The organism is Mumia sp. ZJ430 (assembly GCF_011751845.1).
GTDB lineage: Bacteria > Actinomycetota > Actinomycetes > Propionibacteriales > Nocardioidaceae > Mumia.
The window spans coordinates 751,929-772,467 of the sequence record NZ_JAAHFK010000003.1 but is presented as its reverse complement, the minus strand read 5'-3'; the positions used below and the strand labels follow the sequence as shown (position 1 = coordinate 772,467).

18 protein-coding genes are annotated in these 20,539 nt (G+C 69.7%); 14 read left to right on the top strand and 4 right to left on the bottom strand.

The genetic code is table 11. From position 1 onward, the window contains the following. Positions 1-88 precede the first annotated feature (88 nt). The 4 genes from HCT63_RS15855 to HCT63_RS15840 all read left to right on the top strand — a co-directional run bounded on the left by HCT63_RS15855 (position 89) and on the right by HCT63_RS15840 (position 5,177). Entirely contained in the window at positions 89-2,110 is a 2,022-nt protein-coding gene (locus tag HCT63_RS15855; protein WP_167006899.1) for a biotin carboxylase N-terminal domain-containing protein, read from the top strand. Then, positions 2,107-3,276 (top strand): acyl-CoA dehydrogenase family protein, encoded by a 1,170-nt coding sequence (locus HCT63_RS15850; RefSeq protein ID WP_167006896.1) that lies wholly within the window; start codon positions 2,107-2,109, stop codon positions 3,274-3,276. The genes HCT63_RS15855 and HCT63_RS15850 overlap by 4 nt, the downstream gene beginning before the upstream one ends. 46 nt (positions 3,277-3,322) lie before the next feature. Next, the gene (locus tag HCT63_RS15845; protein WP_167006893.1) at positions 3,323-4,072 is read left to right on the top strand and encodes an enoyl-CoA hydratase-related protein; all 750 of its coding nucleotides are present in this window, start codon (positions 3,323-3,325) and stop codon (positions 4,070-4,072) included. A 133-nt stretch (positions 4,073-4,205) separates the two neighbouring features. Then, entirely contained in the window at positions 4,206-5,177 is a 972-nt protein-coding gene (locus HCT63_RS15840) for a TAXI family TRAP transporter solute-binding subunit (RefSeq protein WP_167006889.1), read from the top strand. On the opposite strand, the gene HCT63_RS15835 is transcribed toward HCT63_RS15840, so the two are convergent. Both HCT63_RS15835 and HCT63_RS15830 read right to left on the bottom strand, forming a co-directional pair. After that, entirely contained in the window at positions 5,116-6,540 is a 1,425-nt protein-coding gene (locus HCT63_RS15835) for a HAMP domain-containing sensor histidine kinase (protein ID WP_167006886.1), read from the bottom strand. The two genes, HCT63_RS15840 and HCT63_RS15835, sit on opposite strands and share 62 nt — an antisense overlap. A 4-nt stretch (positions 6,541-6,544) precedes the next feature. Further along, positions 6,545-7,204: a response regulator transcription factor gene (locus HCT63_RS15830; RefSeq protein WP_167006882.1), complete on the bottom strand. Its 660-nt coding sequence runs from the start codon at positions 7,202-7,204 to the stop codon at positions 6,545-6,547. 405 nt (positions 7,205-7,609) lie between these two features. Between HCT63_RS15830 and HCT63_RS15825 the strand changes: the two genes are divergently transcribed. The 9 genes from HCT63_RS15825 (at position 7,610) to HCT63_RS15785 (ending at position 17,610) form a co-directional block, all read left to right on the top strand. Then, positions 7,610-7,879 carry a hypothetical protein gene (locus HCT63_RS15825; RefSeq protein WP_167006879.1) on the top strand — a complete coding sequence of 90 codons (270 nt, stop codon included), beginning with the start codon at positions 7,610-7,612 and terminating at the stop codon, positions 7,877-7,879. A 2-nt stretch (positions 7,880-7,881) separates the two neighbouring features. Then, entirely contained in the window at positions 7,882-8,580 is a 699-nt protein-coding gene (locus HCT63_RS15820) for an ABC transporter ATP-binding protein (protein ID WP_167006876.1), read from the top strand. Continuing rightward, positions 8,577-11,069 carry a hypothetical protein gene (locus HCT63_RS15815; RefSeq protein ID WP_167006874.1) on the top strand — a complete coding sequence of 831 codons (2,493 nt, stop codon included), beginning with the start codon at positions 8,577-8,579 and terminating at the stop codon, positions 11,067-11,069. The genes HCT63_RS15820 and HCT63_RS15815 overlap by 4 nt, the downstream gene beginning before the upstream one ends. A 119-nt stretch (positions 11,070-11,188) precedes the next feature. After that, complete coding sequence (locus HCT63_RS15810; protein WP_167006872.1) at positions 11,189-13,312, top strand: TRAP transporter fused permease subunit; 2,124 nt, start codon at positions 11,189-11,191, stop codon at positions 13,310-13,312. A gap of 7 nt (positions 13,313-13,319) precedes the next feature. Beyond that, positions 13,320-14,309, top strand: a complete 990-nt coding sequence (locus HCT63_RS15805) for a TAXI family TRAP transporter solute-binding subunit (protein WP_167006870.1) — start codon at positions 13,320-13,322, stop codon at positions 14,307-14,309. Positions 14,310-14,437: 128 nt separating this feature from the next. Then, a complete protein-coding gene (locus tag HCT63_RS15800) occupies positions 14,438-14,761 on the top strand; it encodes a hypothetical protein (protein ID WP_167006868.1) in 324 nt (107 codons plus the stop codon). A gap of 211 nt (positions 14,762-14,972) precedes the next feature. Further along, positions 14,973-15,893, top strand: coding sequence for a MetQ/NlpA family ABC transporter substrate-binding protein (locus HCT63_RS15795; RefSeq protein ID WP_167006866.1), 921 nt, complete (start codon positions 14,973-14,975; stop codon positions 15,891-15,893). A gap of 5 nt (positions 15,894-15,898) precedes the next feature. After that, the gene (locus HCT63_RS15790) at positions 15,899-16,927 is read left to right on the top strand and encodes a methionine ABC transporter ATP-binding protein (protein WP_167006863.1); all 1,029 of its coding nucleotides are present in this window, start codon (positions 15,899-15,901) and stop codon (positions 16,925-16,927) included. A 32-nt stretch (positions 16,928-16,959) separates the two neighbouring features. Beyond that, positions 16,960-17,610 (top strand): methionine ABC transporter permease, encoded by a 651-nt coding sequence (locus tag HCT63_RS15785; protein WP_167007238.1) that lies wholly within the window; start codon positions 16,960-16,962, stop codon positions 17,608-17,610. 62 nt (positions 17,611-17,672) lie between these two features. Here the strand turns inward: HCT63_RS15785 and HCT63_RS15780 are convergent, their stop codons facing one another. After that, on the bottom strand, positions 17,673-17,897 hold the full coding sequence (locus tag HCT63_RS15780; RefSeq protein WP_167006859.1) for a hypothetical protein: 225 nt from the start codon (positions 17,895-17,897) through the stop codon (positions 17,673-17,675). A gap of 90 nt (positions 17,898-17,987) precedes the next feature. Beyond that, positions 17,988-19,208, bottom strand: coding sequence for a FlgD immunoglobulin-like domain containing protein (locus HCT63_RS15775; RefSeq protein WP_167006856.1), 1,221 nt, complete (start codon positions 19,206-19,208; stop codon positions 17,988-17,990). 345 nt (positions 19,209-19,553) lie between these two features. Here HCT63_RS15775 and HCT63_RS15770 point away from each other — a divergent pair, with 345 nt between their 5' ends. Further along, positions 19,554-20,498, top strand: coding sequence for an aliphatic sulfonate ABC transporter substrate-binding protein (locus HCT63_RS15770; RefSeq protein ID WP_167006852.1), 945 nt, complete (start codon positions 19,554-19,556; stop codon positions 20,496-20,498). Positions 20,499-20,539: the final 41 nt, after the last annotated feature.

Genomic DNA, 20,539 nt, shown 5'->3' with positions numbered 1-20,539 from the left:
CCGTCCGCGATTCGGGCAATTCGGCACGCAATCGAGCGGCGAAAACAGTGGGGAACCGCCCAAATCGGGGACGAGACGGAGGAGAAGCATGATTCAGAAGGTGCTCGTCGCCAACCGCGGCGAGATCGCGCGCCGGGTCTTCGCGACCTGCCGTGCGCTCGGCATCGCGACGGTCGCGGTGCACTCGGACGCCGATGCGGACGCGCCGTTCGTGAAGGACGCAGACACGGCGGTCCGGTTGCCCGGCAACGCGCCCAGCGAGACGTACCTGCGCGGTGACCTCGTCATCGCCGCCGCACGCGCGACCGGTGCGGACGCGATCCACCCCGGGTATGGGTTCTTGTCGGAGAACGCGGAGTTTGCGGCAGCGGTCCGCGACGCGGGTCTGACGTGGATCGGCCCGGACCCGGACGCGATCGCCGCGATGGGCTCGAAGGTCCGCTCCAAGGAGCTGATGGCCGAGGCGGGCGGTCCGGTCGCCGGGCTGCTGGAGCCCGAGGCGATGACGACCTCCGACCTGCCGCTCGTGGTCAAGGCGTCCTCGGGTGGCGGCGGCCGCGGCATGCGTGTCGTCCGCGACCTCGACGCGCTGCCGGCGGCCCTCGAGCAGGCGGCGGCCGAGGCGGGCTCCGCGTTCGGTGACGCCACCGTGTTCGTCGAGCACTACCTCGAGCACGCGCGCCACGTCGAGGTCCAGGTGATGGCCGACGTGCACGGCACCTGCTGGGTGCTCGGCGACCGCGACTGCTCGCTGCAGCGGCGCCACCAGAAGGTCGTCGAGGAGGCGCCGGCGCCCGGTCTCTCGCAGGCGACCCGCGCGACGCTGCACGACGCGGCACGCGCGCTGGTCAAACAGGTCGGCTACACCGGTGCCGGCACGGTCGAGTTCCTGGTCGCCGAGCGCGGCGCGGACCAGCCCGCGCTCGTCTCCTTCCTGGAGATGAACACCCGCCTGCAGGTCGAGCACCCCGTCACCGAGGCCGTCACGGGCCTCGACCTCGTGGCGCTCCAGATCGCCGTCGCCGAAGGGCGCGCGTTGCACGAGGCCACCGGACTCACCGAGCCGCCGACGTCCCGAGGCCATGCGATCGAGGTCCGCGTGTACGCAGAGGACCCGGCCGACGGCTTCGCGCCGCAGACCGGCACCGTACGAGCCTTCGACGTCCCCGGGGCCACCGTCCGCTTCGGCGCGCTCACCGGTTCGGGCCTGCGTCTCGACTCCGGCGTCGAGAGCGGCAGCGACGTCGGCATCCACTACGACGCGATGCTCGCCAAGCTCGTCGCGTACGGGCCCGACCGCGCGTCGGCGACCCGCATGCTGCGCGGCGCCCTCGACCGTACGACGGTGCACGGGGTCGCCACCAACCTCGATCTGCTGCGCGGCATCCTTGGCGCCCCCGAGTTCGCCGACGCGGCGGCGCTGAGCACCTTGCTGCTCGAGGAGAAGCTCGACGCCTGGTCGCAGGCCCGCGGCGACGACGCCGCCAAGCGCCGGTATGCGGTCGCTGCCGCGCTCGCGTCGGCCACCGCGGCAGCGAAGGCGGCGCCGGTGCTCTCGCGCATCCCGGCCGGGTTCCGCAACGTGCCGTCGCAGCCGATCACCGCGACGTACGCCGTCGCCGGCGAGGAGCTCGCCGTCGCGTACGCGTCGCGGCGCGGGCGGCTCGTCCCGGTCGGCGTGGACGAGGCGACGACTGCGGTGCACGTCGGCACGGACCGCGTGGTGCTGGTCTATGACGGCGTCGAGGAGACGTACGAGATCCGTCTCGGCGGGGGCGTCGTCGACGTGGACGGTCCGCAGGGCCCGCTCGACCTCGTGGTCGTGCCGCGCTTCACCGACCCCGCCGACCAGGTGGCCGAAGGGTCGCTGCTCGCGCCGATGCCCGGGTCCGTCGTGTCGGTCGCCGTGGAGCAGGGGCAGCCGGTCGCGAAGGGCGACGTCGTCCTCGTGCTCGAGGCCATGAAGATGCAGCACACCATCACCGCACCGACCGACGGCGTCGTCGTCGAGCTCGCGGTCACCGCGGGGAGCCAGGTCGAGTCCGGCGCCGTCCTCGCGGTGATCGACGACGCGGCCGCCCAGGAGAACGTCGAAGGAGAACCCGCATGACCACCACCGCATTCGCCGAGTCCGAGGAGCGCCAGGCGCTCCGCAAGGCCGTCTCCGACCTGGGCCGCAAGTATGGGCGCGACTACTTCAACACCGCCTACCGGGAGGGTCGCAAGACCACGGAGCTCTGGGAGGAGGCCGGCAAGCTCGGCTACCTCGGCGTCGCCGTCCCGGAGGAGTACGGGGGCGGTGGCGGCGAGATCGGTGACCTTGCCGCCGTGTGCGAGGAGCTGGCCGCGGCCGGCTGCCCGCTGCTGCTCATGGTCGTCTCGCCGGCGATCGTCGGCACGATCATCGCCCAGTACGGGACGGACGACCAGAAGCAGCGCTGGCTGCCCGGGCTTGCGGACGGGACGAGCACGTTCGCGTTCTCGATCACCGAGCCGGATGCCGGGTCGAACTCGCACAAGATCACCACGACCGCGTACCGGCAGGAAGACGGCGGCTGGCGCCTGACCGGTGGCAAGACCTTCATCTCTGGAGTCGACGAGGCGAGCCACGTCCTGGTCGTCGCCCGTACGGAGGACCACAAGACCGGCAACCTCAAGCCGGCGCTGTTCCTCGTGCCGACGGACACGCCGGGCTTCACGTGGCAGGAGATCCCGATGGGGATCGTCAGCCCGGAGAAGCAGTTCACGCTGTTCTTCGACGACGTCGTCCTGCCGCAGGACGCCCTCATCGGCAGCGAGGACGCCGGGATCGAGCAGCTCTTCGCCGGGCTCAACCCCGAGCGGATCATGGCGGCGTCCTTCGCCACGGGCACGGCGCGGCTCGCGCTCGAGCTCGCGACCGAGTACGCAAAGACCCGCCAGGTGTGGAAGGCGCCGATCGGTGCGCACCAGGCGGTCGCTCACCCGCTCGCGCAGACCCACATCGAGATCGAGCTGGCACGCCTCATGACGCAGAAGGCGGCCGCGCTCTATGCGGTCGGTGACCACATGGGCGCGGGCGAGGCGGCGAACATGGCGAAATACGCCGCCGGCGAGGTCGTGTGCGCGGCGGTGGACCGGGCCATCCAGACACACGGTGGCAACGGGCTCGCCGAGGAGTACGGGCTCGTGCAGATGCTGGCGGGGTCGCGCCTGTCGCGGATCGCGCCCGTGAGCCGTGAGATGGTGCTCAACTTCATCGCGCAGTTCTCGCTCGGCCTGCCGAAGTCGTACTGATGCCCGCGTCCGTCCCGTCCGGCCCCCACGTCGAAGGAGTCACCGCATGACCGAGCTCGTCCGCCTCGAGGTCGCCGACCAGGTCGCCACGATCACCCTGGACAGCCAGCACAACCGCAACGCCCTGTCGGCGCAGCTCGTCACGGAGCTCGTCGGGCACCTCGAGACCGCGGCCGCGGATCCCGACGCGCTCGTCGTCGTGATCGCGGCGGCCGGGCCGGTGTTCTGCTCCGGCGCCGACCTGTCCGAGGCGGCAGGTGGCGGCATGGTCGAGGGGGCGAAGGGCCTGGTTGCCCTGCAGCGCCTCATCGTCACCCTGCCGAAGCCCGTCGTCGTACGCCTGCACGGTCCGGTCCGCGCCGGCGGGCTGGGGATCGTGGGTGCGGCCGACGTCGTCGTCTGCGCCGACGACGTGACGTTCGCGTTCACCGAAATACGCCTGGCGCTCGCGCCTGCCGTGATCTCGCTGACGACGCTCGAGCGCATGACGCCCCGTGCGGCGGCGCGGACCTTCCTGACGGGGGCGAAGTTCTCTGCGGCCCAGGCTGTGGAGTACGGACTTGTCACGGAGGCGGTCGCCCCCGATGCGCTCGACGCGGCGCTCGGCGAGATCCTCGACGGGCTCCGCAAGGCGTACCCGCAGGGTCTGCGCGAGACGAAGGCGCTCCTCAACGCCGACCTCGTCGCGCGGATCGACCGGCTGGGGGACGAGGTCGCCGAGCAGTCGGGCCGCCTCTTCGGGTCAGACGAGGCACGCACGGCGATGCTGGCGTTCCTCAACCGCAAGAAGAGCTGAATGCCACGACACCCGTGGGCACGACCGGTCCCCCGTCCGGTCGTGCCCACGGGTGTGCCCGGGGTCAGGCTGCCACGCCTGAGAGCAGATTATTAGAACACACGTACGATAGTCAAGAGGCTACGATCCGTCTGTGCAGGAGCTCAGTCGACGCCGCGTCCTCGCCGCGCTCGGCCTGCCCGTGCTCGCCGGGCTTTTCGGCTGCGTCCCGCGCGGATGGGACGCGCTGGACGAGACCGCGCTGACGATCGCGACGGGCAACCCCGGTGGCGTCTTCGTCCGCTACGGCCGTGCGCTGACGACGGTGATCGCGCGTGACCTCGACGGAGTGCGAGCTCGCACCCGGACCACCAACGCCTCGCTGGAGAACCTTCGCCTCGTCGCCGAGGGCGCGTGCGACGCCGGGTTCTCCCTCGGTGATGCAGCGGCCCACGCGGTCGCCCCCGCCGCGCCCGGCGGTGCAGCCCGGTCGTACGACCTCGTCGCACTGGCCCGGATGTACGACAGCTTCGTCCACCTCGTCGTCCGCGAGAACTCGCCGTACCGCCAGGTCTCGGACCTCGCGCGCGCCCGGATCGGCATCGGCGCCCACGGTTCCGGAACGCAGGTGATCGCGTCCCGCGTCCTCGAGGTCCACGACGTCCGCAGTCCCGGGGCGAGGTTCGTCGACGCCGCGCTCGAAACCTCGGCCGACGCGCTGAGGGCCGGCCGGATCGACGCCTTCTTCTTCGTGAGCGGGCTGCCCAACCAGGCGATCGCCGCGCTCGCCCGCGAGACGCCCGTCCGGCTCCTCGACCTCGGTGACGTCGTCGAGCCGATGGTGGCCGCGTTCGGCCCCCAGTACGTACGGGCGCCGATCCCGCCGTCGGCGTACGGCCTGCGCGAGGCGGTGAGCACGCTCAGCGTGAAGAACTACCTCGTCGCGAACCCGGCCTTGCCCGAGCCCTTGGCGTACGCGGTGACACGGATCGTGTTCGAGCGGCAGGACGAGATCGAGCGGCTCGAGCCAGGAGTCGGGCAGCCGACGCTCGGTGCGGCGATCTTCACCGCGCCGCTGGAGCTGCACCCCGGCGCGCTGCGCTACTACCGGGAGCGGGGCTCCTGAGGGTCACCCTCACCTCGAAGCCGCCGCCGGGCGGACGTCCGACCGCGAAGGTCCCCCCGAGCTGGACCACGTGGGCACGGACGATGGCGAGCCCGAGGCCGGTCCCGTGCACGTTCTGGTGCTGCGCGCCCCGGAAGAACCGGGCTCCGACCTTCGCAAGGTCCTCGTCGCGCACTCCGGAGCCGTTGTCGCGGACGCGGATCTCGACGGCTGCAGTCTCCGTGGCGTCGGCAGCCCTGATCGTGACCTCCCCGACCGTCACCTCGACGGGCGAGCCCAACGCGAACTTCGTCGCGTTGTCGAGTGTCGCGTCGAGGACGACATCGACGACCTCGACGGTCGCGAGGGCGAGGATCCGGTCCGGCGCGCCGACCGTCAGGCCGGGCACCGCCTGCTCCCAGATCCGGCAGCGGGCGCGGACGGCGGCGGCGACGTCCACCTCCGTCACCGGTGGTGGCTCGGCGCCGATCTGACCCAGGTCGAGCAGCGAGTCCACGATCCGCGTGAGGCGGTCGGTCTCGGCGAGGACGAGGTCGAGCTGTGCCGCGTCCTCGGGCTCGGCGTCGGCGCTGAGGGTCTCGACGCGCAACCGCAGCGCCGTCAGCGGGTTGCCGAGCTGGTGGGAGGCGTCCGCGACGAGGTCGCTCTGCTGGCGCTGCGCGACCTGGACGTGGTTGGCCATGGCGTTGAAAGAGGTCGCGAGCCGGCGCAGCTCGGGCGGACCGGCACTCGCGGGGACGCGCGTCGCCAGGTCGCCGTGCGCGACGCGGCGGGCGGCCTCGTCGAGGTCGTCGACCGGTCGGAGGATCCAACGCACGAGCGGGACGGCGACACCCGCGGCGGCGACGAGAAGGACGGCGAGGCCGGCGACGACCAGCAGGGCGAGCCGGGCGGCGACGTCGTCGCGCACCCCCTGCGTCGACGCCTCCATGAGAACCGCCCCGAGGACGTGCGCGTCGCGTCCGATGGGGGAGGCGAGCACGAAGGTGTCGTCCGACCACGGCCAGACCGGGGCCGGCTTCTCGGCGCTGTTGCCCGCGAGCGCGCGGGTCACCTGGCGAGGGACGGACGCGGGTTCGAGGTCGCCCGAGGACGCGGCGATCGTACGGCGGCCGGCGTCGACCACGACGACGCGCGCCCCGTGCACCTCCTCGTACCGGTCGAGCTCGGAGCGCAGCGACGACACCGACCCCGTCTCGAGCGCGTTGGCCGCGACCACGGCGAAGCGGTTGAGGTCGGCCTGCCGCGTCACGAAGAGCTCCTGCGTACGGTCCGACGCGTAGGTGCTGATCAGCGGCCCGAGGAGCGCGGCGAGCAGGATCGACAGAGCCAGCGTCGAGAGGGCGAGGAGGCGGCGGCGCACGCGATCACCCGGTGTCGCGGAGGCGGTAGCCGGTCCCTCGTACGGTCTCGACGAGTTCGGCGCGCCTGAGCTTGGCGCGCAGGCTCGCGACGTGGACGTCGAGGGTGCGTGAGCCGCCGACCCAGGTGGTGTGCCAGATCCGCTCCATCAGCGCCGCGCGCGTGACGACGTGACCGGCGTTCTGGGCGAGGACGAGCAGCAGAGCGAACTCCTTGGGAGAGAGGTCGAGCAGCGCCCCGTCGTACGTCGCCCGCTGCTCCTGCGGCTCCAGCACCAGGCCTCCGACCCGGATGTCGCCGATGACCACACCGCGCCCGCTCCTGCGCATGACGGCGTCGATCCGGGCCAGCAGGACCTGCGTGCTGTACGGCTTGGTGACGTAGTCGTCGACGCCCGACTGGAGCGCGGCGACCACCGACGACTCGCCGCGCCGGGCGGTGACGGCGATGATCGGGACCTCGCTCGCGGCGCGGATCCGTCGGGCCAGCGCGAGCCCGTCGGAGTCGGGCAGGCCCATGTCGAGCAGGACGAGCGTGGCCTCGCTGTGCTTGCGCCAGCCTTCCTCGGCGTCGGCAGCCCGGTCGACCGCCAGCCCGACGCGGTGCAGCGCCGCGCCGAGGGCGCCGGCGACCGCGTCGTCGTCCTCGACGAGCAGCACGCGCACTACGGACCTCCTTGGCGACGGGGGAACGTCAGGGCGTTGTGATCCACGCCACCGGTACGTTAACCGGCGCGCCCTCGGGAGGGCGACGGAGTGCCCCGATCAAGCACGTTGTGCTTCGACCCGACGACCCTGTCCGGGAAGGAATTACAGAGCTGTGAGCATGGTCAGCCGCGTTGACACTCTGGGTTCGATAATGTCCGGCCACACGGGCCGGCCACACGGGCCGGCCACACGGGCCGGCCACACGGGCCGGCCACACGGGCCGGCCACACGGGCCGGCCGCGACGATATGAGGTCGAAGATGAGAATGGTCCGTTCACTTGCCACTGCGGGGGCGTTGTTCGCCGTCGCGGTCGTTGCGCCAATGACCGCGCAGGCATCGCTTTCGAGTGCACGGGTAGCAAGATGTGTGTCTGGGGGAACAACGACTACAAGCTGCTGATCGCTGCGCAGGCCGACGGCCAGGGCGTTGTCGATGTCTTCAACGATGCTAACGGTGAGGACAACCAGGCCGACTCGTGGCAGAACCGCTCCAACGACTACAAGGGCTGTCTCTATGACGGACGCAACGGCACCGGTGCCTTGCTGACCATGGGGATCGCGAGCCGGGACGACAACATGTCGGTCTTCGATTCGGACAAGACCTCGAGCATGAGGACCAACAAGGGATGCTGAGCATGGGGGGTCCAGGTCCGCTGGTCAGGGCGGTCGGGGTCGAGCGAGAGTTCGTCTCCCCTGCCGAGACCGTGAGGGCGGTGGGGGGAGTCGACTTCGAGGCGGATTCCGGGGAGTTCGTGTGCTTGTTCGGGCACAGCGGCTCGGGAAAGACGACGATGCTCAATCTCCTTGCGGGGCTGGACCTCCCGACCTCGGGTCGTGTCGTGGTGGCCGGGCACGATCTTGCGCAGATCGGCGCCGAGGGCCGCATCCGGCTGCGTCGTGACGAGGTCGGGATGGTGCACCAGTCGCACCAGCTCATCTCGGAGTTCACCGCAGCGGAGAACGTCGCCCTCCCGATCGAGGCTCGAGGGACGAAGACCGTTGAGGCTCTCGACGAGGCAGAACGGCTGCTCGAGTCGGTGGGTCTCGCCGGTTACGGACGTCGCTACCCCGACGAGCTGAGCGGCGGGCAGCAGCAGCGTGTCGGGATCGCCCGGGCGCTCTCGGGCGGGCGCAAGATCCTGCTGGCCGATGAGCCGACGGGCTCGCTGGACAGCCGCAACGCTGGCGCCATCTTCGACCTGCTGGGGGTGATGTCGGGCAAAGGTGTCTTGGTCATCGTGGCGTCGCACGATCCCGCATGCCGGGAGCGAGCGTCGCGGAGCATCGAGATGCTCGACGGCGTGGTGCACGGCGACGTGACGTCCCTCGCATGATCGGGACGATTCGGCGGCGTCTGCGGTCACGCACCATCGTCGCGACCGTCTTCGCGGCACCGATCCTGTTCATTGCCTTCCTTTTCGCTACCAACAGCTTCATGGACGCGCAGGGCCTGACACCGGCTCAGACTGCCGACGCCGAGCTGGGGAGTGCCTCAGCCGCCGTCACCATGTTCGACGTCGAGCTTCGTGCGAGCACTGACGACGGCGACAGGCTCCGGGGCGCTTTCGAGTCGCAGGGCTCAGGGTTCACCATGGCGTTGAACGTGATCGACTTCCCGCTCTTCCGATGGGGCCTGGACGGGGTCTACTACACCGAAAAGGACTGGGTCCGCAGTCCGGCGACACGCCAGTTCAGCTTGACCAACGGCAGGTGGCCGCGCGACGCCGGTGACGTGGTGCTTGCCGGCGCAGGGTTGACGGGCATGCGTGTCGGCGACGAAATTCCGACTGCAGGCGCGGCGCCTGATCTTCGCATCGTAGGGCTCGCGCGGGCAAAGCTCGACCGCTGGCCAAAGCTGCTGGGCGCCCCGGGGACCTGGCGCCAGATGGCGGAGGTTCGGGGGAGCGACGGCTCACCACTGCTGGCCTTTCCCACCTTCGAGACGACGCAAGACGACGCGGCGGCGCTCATCGACGCCGTCGACCAGGCTGTGGGAAGTACCGCCCTCTCCGCGTCCGGCGAGGGTGCGGCGATCTCCAGGGCGGCGATCGGTGAACGTGTTCAGATCCGCGCCGACCTCGAGGCGGAGTCGCCTCGTCCGTGGACCGCGCAGTCGCCGCTCAGCCTCTGGATTCCCGGGCTCTTGGCGCTGCCGGCCTTGCTGGTGATGGGATACGTGATCCTCGCGAGGCGACTGGAGTCGTCGGCAAGCGTGGCGATGGCGCAAGGCGTCGAGCGGCGCGACGCTCTGCTCGCGGTCTGGCTCGTCCCGCTGCCTCTCATCGTGGTCAGCGCGCTCGTCGCCGCCGCGGGAGGCACGGCGATCGGTTATGCCGCGGCCTTCTGGGGCGAGGGTCGGTGGGGATATTTCGTCACGAATGTCCGCGTCCCGTGGGCCGCTATCGAGGTCAGCGCGGTGGGGGTCGTGCTCGGTCTCACGCTTGGACTCGCCGCGCTCCGGGACCGGATCCTCGTCTCCGGCCGACGCCAACTGTCGGCGGGTACGCGTGGCAGGCTGCGTTCAGCTCGGCAACTCCTCGGCGTCGCGTGTGCGAGCACTACGCTCTGGCAGGCGCTGACCATGCGCGAGCCGAGTGGAGCGATGGCGCTGATCGGCCTCATGGCGCTGGCGGCGGCAGCCCTCGGCCCCGAGCTGATCGACGGCCTGCTGCGGGTGATGCCTCGCCGCACCCTGACCCAACGGCTTGTGGCACGACAGATCTCGACGAACCATCAACGGTTGGCTGTCGTGGCTGGCATCTATATCGTGATCGTTGCTGCGACGGTCGGGATGCTCACCATCCTTTCGAGCGAGGTCGCGCTAGAACGCGCCCGGCGACCCGTATCGGTGCCCTCCGGAGACGTGCTGATGGACAGCTTCGGCACCCCGTTCCTGAAGCCCGACCCGGCTGTCGTTGCAGCCGTCGAGACAGTGCACTCGATCAAGCGGGCAGAGCCGATTCAGTTCTTCCTCATCGGCAAGCGAAGAGTGGACCCGTCCACCGGAGTGCTCGAGTCCGAGGAGACGGTCGGTACGCGAGACCGGCCGGGAGTGGCGTTCGCCTTCGACTCCGCGGACGATCTCGAGGGAGCGCTCGGCGTCGTGCTGACATCGGCCGACCGGGAGCTGCTCGCCGATGATGGCGCTCTGGTGATCAACCCCGACCTCGTTCGGGTGGCGCGCGGACGGCTGACGCTGATCGACAACGCGACCGGCAAGAGCGTGGCGAACGTGCCGGCACGCATCGTCGATCCTGCGCAGACCCGGTGGACCCAAGCTGTTCCCTTCGTCATGCTCAGAGCCACCGCGCAGCGTCTGGGGATGGCGACGACCCCCGCTGCGATGCTGTTCAAGGACATCTCCGCCGACGACCGCCGCGCTGCGCGCACGGCTTTGCGCGACAGGGGCCTCGATCCGCGATCAATCGGTGTCTACGAGACGCCCGTGCCCGTGGTTCCGCCTGCCGCGATCGTGGGATCGGTCGTCTTGCTGGTCGCGTTGCTCGTGGGTGTTTCGGTCCTGGCCACCCGCGCCCAGGTCCGCGCCATGCGGGGGTGGGCCAGCAAACTCACCCAGGTGGGCGTGCGGCGACGATGGGCAGCCCGAGCCATCAGCCGTCAGCATGTCTGGATCACCACGTTGTCCGTCGGAGTCGGGGCCTCAGTCGCGGTCGCATCACTGGTGGTCACGGTTGCAAGAGTCCCGCGGTACGACCTCGTGATTCCCTGGACGCTCATCGGTCTCGTGATCGCGGTGGTCGCGCTCTCGACGATACTCAGCGGAAAGCTTGCCTCGCGGCAGCTGGAACCCACCGAACGATGACGATTCAGGGAGGAGAACGCCCACCACGGACCTCCCGGCCACGGGGCGACGTCAAGACTGTGTAAAGCCTGGGCTTCGCGGCCGTGGATGTGACACGGATCACGAGTACGTTACCCGCCATGCCCACCGCCGAGCGCGACACCCCGGTCGACCAGACCGACCTCGAACACCTCGCCTCCGAGTACGACGAGGAGCGCCCGTCGCGCCGCCTGTCCCGCCGCTGGGAGCACCTGATCACGCTCTGGTGCTTCGTCGTCGCGGTGTTCGTGCTGCGGCAGGTCTTCTTCCCTCTGCGCGAGGGCAACCAGTTCTATCTCGTCGTCTTCCTGGGCGTCACGCTGCCGCTGGCGTTCCTCCTCTACCGCGGTCGCGCGCGGCGCAGCACGGACGGCCGCGACGACCCTGGTCCGGTCGACTGGCTGCTCGCCCTGGTCGCCCTCGTGGTCGGTCTCTACCCGGTCCTCCCGCTTCCCGACTGGGGGCAGGGTGGGGGAGGGTTCAGCGCGTTCCTCGATCGCCAGGGCGCGCTGGGCACGATCGACGTCGTCGCCGGGCTCCTGCTGCTCCTGCTCGTGCTGGAGGCGACCCGCCGTACGACCGGGTGGGTGCTGCCGATCGTCTGCGCGGTGTTCCTCGCGTACGCCTACTACGGCGGCTTCCTCCCGATCTCGTGGGCGATCTCGCACCGCGGCGAGGACATCGACCAGATCATCAACGCGCTCTACAACGAGGCCAGCGGCTTCTTCGGCGTCCCGCTCGACGTCGCTGCGACGTACATCGTGCTCTTCACGATCTATGGCGCCGTCCTCGACCGGATGGGCGCGGGGCGCTTCTTCGTCGAGTTCAGCTTCTCGCTGTTCCGGAAGTCGGGCACGGCGCCCGGTCGTACGGTCGCGACCTCGGGCTTCCTGCTCGGCACGGTGTCGGGCTCCGGGACGGCGACCGCGGTGACGCTCGGGTCGTTCGCGTGGCCGATCCTCAAGCGTGCCGGCTATCCGCGCGAGGCCGCGGGCGGCATGCTCGCCGCCTCCGGCATCGGGGCGATCCTGTCGCCGCCGACGCTCGGCGCGGCGGCGTTCATCATCGCGGAGTACCTCGGCGTCTCCTACCTGCAGGTGCTCGGCTGGGCCCTCGTCCCCACCCTGCTCTACTACCTCGGCATCTTCCTCGCCGTCGAGATCGACGCCCGCCGCTTCGGCGCCCGGCGCGTGGACATCGACGTCAACAGCCCGTGGGCGCTGCTCGGCCGGTTCGGCTACCACTTCGTGAGCCTCGGCGTCATCATCGTGTTCCTCGCGATGGACGTGCCGCCGTTCAAGGCCGTCGTGTACGCCACCGCCGTGGCCGCCGCCTTCGGGCTGCTCGAGGCCGTCCTGTCGCGGCGCCGGTTCGTCGGTGGCATCGACGAGCGGCCCGAGGACGCCGAGCAGCTGCCGCTGGGGGAGTCGCTGCGGGACTACGTCGCCCGTCTGTACGTGGCGCTCGCGACCGGGATCCGCGGGGCGGTCCCCGTGATCGCGGTGTGCGCCGCGGCGGGCGTGATCACCTCGACGATCGCCAAGACCGGACTCGGGCAGGTGCTCTCATCCCTGCTCATCGACGCTGCCGACGCGCTCGCTCCCAACCACGCGTCGTTGGTCGTGCTGAGCGCGCTGTTCTCCGCCGTCGCGATCATCGTGCTCGGGCTCGCCGTCCCGGTGACCGCGTCGTTCATCCTCAGCTGGATCATCATCGGCCCCGCCCTCATCAGCCTCGGCGCAGAGGGGCCCGAGGTCGCGATGTTCATCTTCTACTACGCGGTCCTGTCGGAGGTGTCGCCGCCGACCGCGCTGGCGGCGGTCGCTTCTGCGGCGATCACCGGCGGCAAGGTGATGGCGACGATGTGGCAGGCGTGCAAGTACACGCTGCCGGCCTTCCTTGCGCCGATGGCGTTCATCATGACCGATAACGGCACGCACCTGCTCGGGCGCGGCGCGCTGATCGACGTCGTGTGGACGACCGCTGTCGCCGCCCTCGCTGTCGCCGCGCTCGCCGTCGCGACGTCCGGCTGGATGTTCGGGCCTACGCGTCGCCTCGAACGCCTGCTGTGCATCCCCGCGGCACTGCTGCTCCTCTACCTCGTCCCGGTCTCGATCGCGATCGGCCTCGCGCTGTTTGTGGCCGCGGTGGTCCTCCACCTCGTGGGCCGCCGTACGCAGCGCCCCACCACGTCACCGTCCGCCACACCCATCACCCAGGAGTGAAGAACCCATGAGACAGACCCGTACGCTGCTCGCCGCCGGCGCGCTGACCGCCTCCCTCGCCCTCGCGGCGTGCGGGGGGCAGCAGGACAACAACCAGGCCGACGGCGACACTGACAGCTGCGACGCCGGCTCCGGTCGGATCGGGATCGCGACCGGCAACTCGACGGGCGTCTACTACGTCGTCGGCGGTGGCCTCGCCAAGATCATCAGCGACGAGACCGAGCTCAAGGCCACCGCGGCCGAGACCGGGGCGTCGGTGCAGAACGTGCAGCAGCTCGTCGCAGGCGACTACGACCTCGCCTTCTCCCTGGCCGACACCGCGGCGGACGCGGTGTCTGGCACGGGCTCGTTCACCGAGAAGCAGGAGGTCTCGTCGATCGGGCGCATCTACCCGAACTACACCCAGGTCGTCGTCCGCGCCGACTCCGGCATCACGTCGATCGCCGACTTCAAGGGCAAGCGCATCTCGACCGGCTCGCCGAAGTCCGGCACCGAGGTCATCGCCCAGCGGCTGATCGAGGCCGCTGGGCTGTCGCAGGACGACGTGTCGGCGCAGCGCCTCGACCTGACCAAGACCGTCGACGGCATGAAGGACGGCTCGATCGACGGGCTCGTGTGGTCCGGCGGTCTCCCGACTCCGGCGATCACCGACCTCTTCACGTCGATGGGCGACAAGGTCACCTTCCTCGACATCACGCCGGAGCTCCCGGCGCTGCAGGAGATCAACCCCGTGTACGAGGAGGGAAGCATCCCGGCGGCCACGTACGAGCTTGACGCGGACGTGCCGACGGTCGTTGTCCCGAACGTCCTGCTCGCGCGCAACGACATGGCCGACAACGTCGCCTGCGCACTGACGACGGTGGTCTTCGAGGACACCGACGCGCTGGTCGCGGTGCACCCCGCGGCGAAGGACATCCGCCTCGAGGACGCCACGCTGTCGGACCCCGTCCCCGTCCACCCCGGCTCGCAGCGCGCGATCGACGACCTGCAGAAGTAGCGGCCCCCGGCCCCCGGCGCCAGCGCACTTTGCGTTGGCCCCCACTCAACGTGCGTGCCCCACCGGTTGTTTCCGGTGGGGCACGTGCTCTGCGGTGGGGTTGCCGAGCAGACGTCTACGATCCGCACATGAGTGAGACGCGCGAGCCGACACCGGCACCTCTGGACCTCCGCGACGACGTGGTCTGGCCCCTGGTCGCCATCGCCCTGGCCGTGCTGCCCTTCTGGGTGTTCGGTGGCTCGTCGAGCACGACGACGGTCAACGGCGAGGTCGTCTCGGAGCAGAGCCTCAACCTCCTCGGCCTGCTGCTCGCCGCGCTCGCGATCGGGATCGGCGTCAAGCGGCTGCGGATGAGGGGCGGCAACCCTGTCGTACGGCGTTCGCTCGCGGCCGTCGCGATCGTCGCCGGCCTCGTTCAGCTGCCGATCTCGGCCGGTCTGTGGAGCCTCTGAGCGGCCTTGCGGATCTGAGTCGATTCGACTCGGGATGACCGCAAATGCGTGGTGTCAGTCACGCTGATTCAGGCCGATCCCCGTGTTTCCGAGGGATTTCGAACGTCGCGTCCATCTCGCGATGCGAGACGGGCGGCCAGAATGCGGGACTGCGGCGCAATCTCGAGGGAGGGGCGAACATCCCCGTACCCACCCGAACGAGGAGCACACGATGTCCGAGCAGGTCCCGCAGGTCGCACCGCCGAAGTCCCGCAAGGGGGTGTGGATCGTTGCTGCGGTCGTCGCACTCGCCGTGGTCGTCGGCGTCTTCTTCGCCGTCCGAGGTGGCGACGACGAGGCTGCCGGGATGACCAAGGTCAAGCTCGGAGTCGTCGGTGCGAGCGACCCGTACTGGAAGACCTTCAAGGACGAGGCCGCCAAGGAAGACATCGATGTCGAGGTGATCGACTTCGCCGACTACGCGCAGCCGAACCCGTCGGTCAGCGAGGGCGAGATCGACATCAACCAGTTCCAGCACATCATCTACCTCGCCGACTACAACGTGAAGAACGACGACGATCTCTATCCGATCGGGTCGACGGCGATCTATCCGCTCGGCCTCTACTCGCAGAAGGTCGACTCGGTCGAGGCGATCAAGGACGGCGACACCGTCATCGTGCCGGACGACGACACCAACCAGGCGCGCGCCCTGCTGCTGCTCCAGTCGGCGGGCCTGATCTCGCTGAAGGACGGCGGCAGCCCGTTTTCCACCCTGAACGACGTCGAGGACTCCTCGCGCGTGAAGGTCCAGGCCATCAAGGCCGACCTCACCCCGACCTCGCTGCCGGACGTCGCGGCGGCCGTCATCAACAACGACTTCGTCGAGAAGGCCGGCCTGACGTTCGCCGACGCGCTCGTCACCGACGACGCGAAGGACCCGAGCGCGCAGCCGTACGTCAACATCTTCGCCGTCCGCGCCGAGGACAAGGACAACGCGACCTACCGCAAGCTCGTCGAGATCTTCCAGAACAGCCAGCCGGTCATCGACGGCCTGCAGGAGGTCTCCGGCAACACGGCGGAGATCGTCAAGCTCCCGGGCGCCGAGCTCGACGGCACCCTGAAGGACGTCGAGTCGAAGATCCAGGCACAGTAGTCGCCATGGCTCTTGTCGAGATGCGCGGCGTCTCGAAGGTGTTCCCGGCCCCGTCGCGCGACGGCTCATCCGTGCGTGCGATCGACGACGTCGACCTCGACGTCGAGGCCGGGGACATCTACGGGATCGTCGGCTACTCCGGCGCCGGCAAGTCCACCCTGATCCGCCTGGTCAACGCACTCGAGAGCGCGACGGCCGGGTCGATCAGGGTGGACGGCACGGAGATCACCGGGCTGCGCGAGCGGCAGCTGCAGAAGGTACGGCTGGGGATCGGGATGATCTTCCAGCAGTTCAACCTGCTGCGGTCGCGCACCGTGTACGGCAACGTGATGTATCCGCTGCAGGTCGCCGGCGTCGGCAAGGACGAGGCGCACGCGCGCGTCGCCGAGCTGCTCCAGTTCGTCGGGCTCGCGGAGAAGGCGCACACCTACACCGACCAGCTCTCGGGTGGTCAGAAGCAGCGCGTCGGCATCGCCCGTGCGCTCGCGACCTCGCCCAAGCTGTTGCTCGCCGACGAGTCGACGAGCGCGCTCGACCCCGAGACGACGCAGGAGGTCCTCGCGCTCCTGCGTCGCGTCAACGACGAGCTCGGGATCACGATCATGGTCATCACGCACGAGCTGGAGGTCGTGAAGACGATCGCCAACAGGGTGGCCGTGATGGAAGCGGGGCGCATCGTCGAGCGCGGCCCCGTCTTCAACGTGTTCTCCGATCCTCAGCAGCCGGTCACGCGGCGTTTCGTCTCGACGATCATCGACGACGTGCCTGACCCGGAGGCGCTGGTCGCCCTGCAGGCTCGCCACCCCGGGCGGTTCGTCCGGCTCGCGTTCCGCGACGAGGGCGTACGACAGGCCGACGTGTTCGCCGAGCTGATCCGGCGGGACGTGACCTTCGAGCTCGTCCACGGCGGTATGGAGGATGTCGGCGGCAGGACCTTCGGCAACCTCACGCTGTCGCTGCGGGGCGCCGACCCCGACGTCGATGCGGCCCTCGACGCGATCGGCGCACGCATAGAGACGCGGGAGCTGCGATGAGCGCCGTCGAGATCCTCGCCGCCGACACCCAGATGGGCGAGCTCTGGCCGATCTTCTGGGAGTCGACCTGGCAGACGCTCTACATCGTCGTCATCGCGCTCGCGATCGGCGGTGCCGTCGGCCTCGTCCTCGGCATGGCGCTGTACGTCACGCGTCCCTCGGGGCTCTACCCGAACCGCGTTGTCGCCCTCATCCTGAACGTGCTCGTCAACTTCTTCCGCCCGATCCCGTTCGTCATCCTGATCGCCGCGCTCCAACCTCTTGCGCGCGTGGTCGTCGGCATCGGGATCGGCAACAAGGCGATCATCTTTGCGATGACCTTTGCGGCGGCGTTCGGGATCTCGCGCATCGTGGAGCAGAACCTCGTCACCGTGGATCCCGGCGTCATCGAGGCCGCGCGGTCGATGGGCGCGAGCCGGCTGCGGATCATCCGGACCGTCATCGTCCCCGAAGCCCTCGGTCCACTGATCCTCGGCTATACGTTCGCGTTCGTCGCGGTCGTGGACATGTCGGCGATCGCGGGTGTGATCGGCGGCAACACGCTGGGCAACTTCGCGCTGCAGTACGGCTACCGGCAGTTCGACCCGATAGTGACGTGGTCCGCGGTGATCATGATCGTGATCATCGTGCAGGTGGTGCAGTTCGGCGGGAACTACCTGGCCCGCAAGGTCCTGCGGCGCTGACCCCGTACCCCGTACGGCGAAGGGCCCGGCACGTCACATGACGTGCCGGGCCCTTCGTACGCTCACTTGCTGGGTTCGATGTCGCAGTCGATCTTCGGGTTGGCACCCACATAGTTGAGCGGGCCGGCGATGATCGTCACCGCGATCGTGCCGAGCTTGGCGCAGTTCGCGTCCGAGCCGCGGAAGTATCCGCGCTGGGCGGCCGCGAGGGCGCCGATCACGAGCCACACGACGACGATGACGGTGACGATCTGACGGGTGGACGCTTTGCTGGACGTTCTCGCCATGGAGGCCTCCTGCATGACATGTCCGCCGCGGGGTCGGCGGACGAGGGCGTCACGTTAGCGAACTTTGCCTTCGGTGCGCACGGCGGGAGGTCAGCCGAGCGGCTGCACGCCGCCCGCGGCACCCGCGACGCGGGCATTCGGGTCGACCAGCGTGCGGTAGACGACCTTCAGACGGAACGACTTGATGTCGTACCGGCTGCCCTCGAACGCGGCGACGCCCCAGTAGAGCTCGTGGCGACCCGAGAAGTACGAGCGGGCTGCTGCGCCGGAGGCCGAGACGAGGGTCCGCTTGCCGGAGCGGTGGGAGAGGCGGCGGTCCTTGGCGAGCTTGCCGTTGCTCCCGAGGACGTAGCCGACCGCCCAGTTGCGCTTGTTGCGCGTGTGTCCGGCGCCGACCACCTCGAGCTTCACCGAACGCACGTCGTACGCGTTCGGCCACCAGGCGCCGAAGTGCGCCTCGGTGAGGCCGGAGACCTTCCCACCCTTGCACTTGTGGCGGCTCGCGACCCCGACCGACTTCTTCCAGGCCTTGCCCTTGCGTGCGGGGGTGAAGATCTTGCCGCACTTGCCGACGTAGTGCGTGATCGCATAGCGGCGCGGCGAGATCGTGTCGTTCTCCGTGCGGGTCACCAGTCGCTTGGCGGACACGGCGACGTTGCGGGTCGGGCTGTGGCCGGTGAGGCCGTCTGCGTCGACGAAGCGGGAGCGGACGCGGTACAAGCCGGCGGGTGCGAGGCTGCCGCTGCTCGTACGACCGGTCCAGCGCACCGACGAGCCGCGGGTAGACCAGACGACCGTACCCGCGGCGTTAACCACCTCCACGAACGCGTTGGCTCCCACCTCCGTCGTCGGTGCGGGGCCGTTGATCGTGATCGCGTCGCGGTAGCCGTCGGTCCACGGGAACACGCTGGTCGCCGAGATCGTCGGAGCCGTGCTGGCCTTGGGGGCGACGAGGTTGACGCGTACGGTCGCCTGGTCCGCGACCGGAGTCTCGCTCCCGCCAGCGCGCAGCGTGGCCACGTACGAGCCGTCCGCAGCTGCTTCGTCTGCCGCCGTTCGGGCGTTCCAGGTGGCGGAGGCCTTCCCGGCGGCGAGGTCACCCAGCGATTGCGATGCCACGACGGTGGCCGAGCTGGTCCGGCGGATCTCGAGGAGCGCGGCGGTCATCGGCTCGGTCAGCTCGAAGGTGAAGGTCACGGGGCCGCTCATGGGCGTGATGACTGAGGGTGTCGAGACACCGGCGTGGGCGGGAGCCATCGCTGTGAACGGCAACAAGGCGACGGCGAGGGCAGGGACAAGGGTGCGGCGCACGCGGTATTCCTCGGCGGGGATCGTGCTCGCCGGGGTTGGCGTGCGCCGCTCAGCGTAGGGCCGACGATCAGTGAAGAGGAACCCTGTTTCCGAACCGTAACCGTGCGAAACGATGAGGGTTTTCGCCGCGGGTCACCGCTGTTGACGACCCTCAGGTGCAGCTTCTTCGCGCTCGGCGCCTCGTACGAGACCGTGACGGTGACGGTGACGACAGTGTGTCAGGAACGTAAACACGCCCGTCGAGGTCCCCTTTTATGTCGGGGCGAGCGCAACCCTGGCCCGACCCTGCGGCCCTCGGAAGACTGACCGCCGTTGCTCCGCCCCGATCCTCCGAGGACCCCCCCCATGCGCAGAACCACCGCCACCCTGACCGCCGCCGTCGCGCTGCTGATGTCGAGCTGGCTGTCGGCCTGCGGCGGCGCGGAGGAGGCCGACGCCGACGAGCCACTCAACGTCGGCTATCAGCGCTTCGGCGGCCTGAGCCTGGTCAAGGCCAAGGATGCGGCGCCGGACGCGAAGTGGTCGCTGTTCGAGAGCGGCCCGGCGCTGACCGAGGCGCTCAAGGCTGGCGCGATCGACATCGGCCAGACCGGTGAGGCGCCGCCGATCTTCGCCGCCGCCGGCAAGACCGACTTCACGATCATCGCGACGTCCGCGCCCGTCCCGAAGGGCGAGGCGGTCCTCGTCAAGGAGGCGAGCGGCTTCAGCACGTTCAAGGACCTCAAGGGCAAGACCGTCGCGCTCAACAAGGGCTCCAACGTCAACTGGCTGCTCGTGAAGCTCCTCGAGGCCAACGACATGACGATCGACGACATCGACGTCAAGTACCTCAAGCCCGCCGAGGCACGACCGGCCTTCGACAACGACCAGGTCGACGCCTGGATCATCTGGGACCCCTACTTCGCGCTCGCCGAGCAGCCGGGCGTCAAGGTGCTCGTCGACGCGACCGGCCTGGCGAACAACCGCGAGTACGTGCTCGTGACCCCGGAGGCGCTGAAGGAGAAGCCCGAGCAGATCGAGGAGTTCCTCCGCACGTACCGCGAGACGACCGACTGGGGCCTTGCTCACCCGACGGAGCGCGCGGACCTTCTCGCGCCGGAGCTCAAGATCCCGCTCGACACCACGACGCGCGCCCTCGCACGCAGCGCCCAACCGCTGGCCGCGCTCACACCGGAGATCGGTGCCGAGCTCCAGGAGATCGCCGACGGCTTCGCCGACCTTGAGCTGATCCCCGGTCCGGTCGACATCGCGGGTCGGGTCGACGACCGCTACTCGGACATCCTCGAGTGAGCCGAGCACCGCTGGCCGCATCCGCGCCCGCACCCGCACAG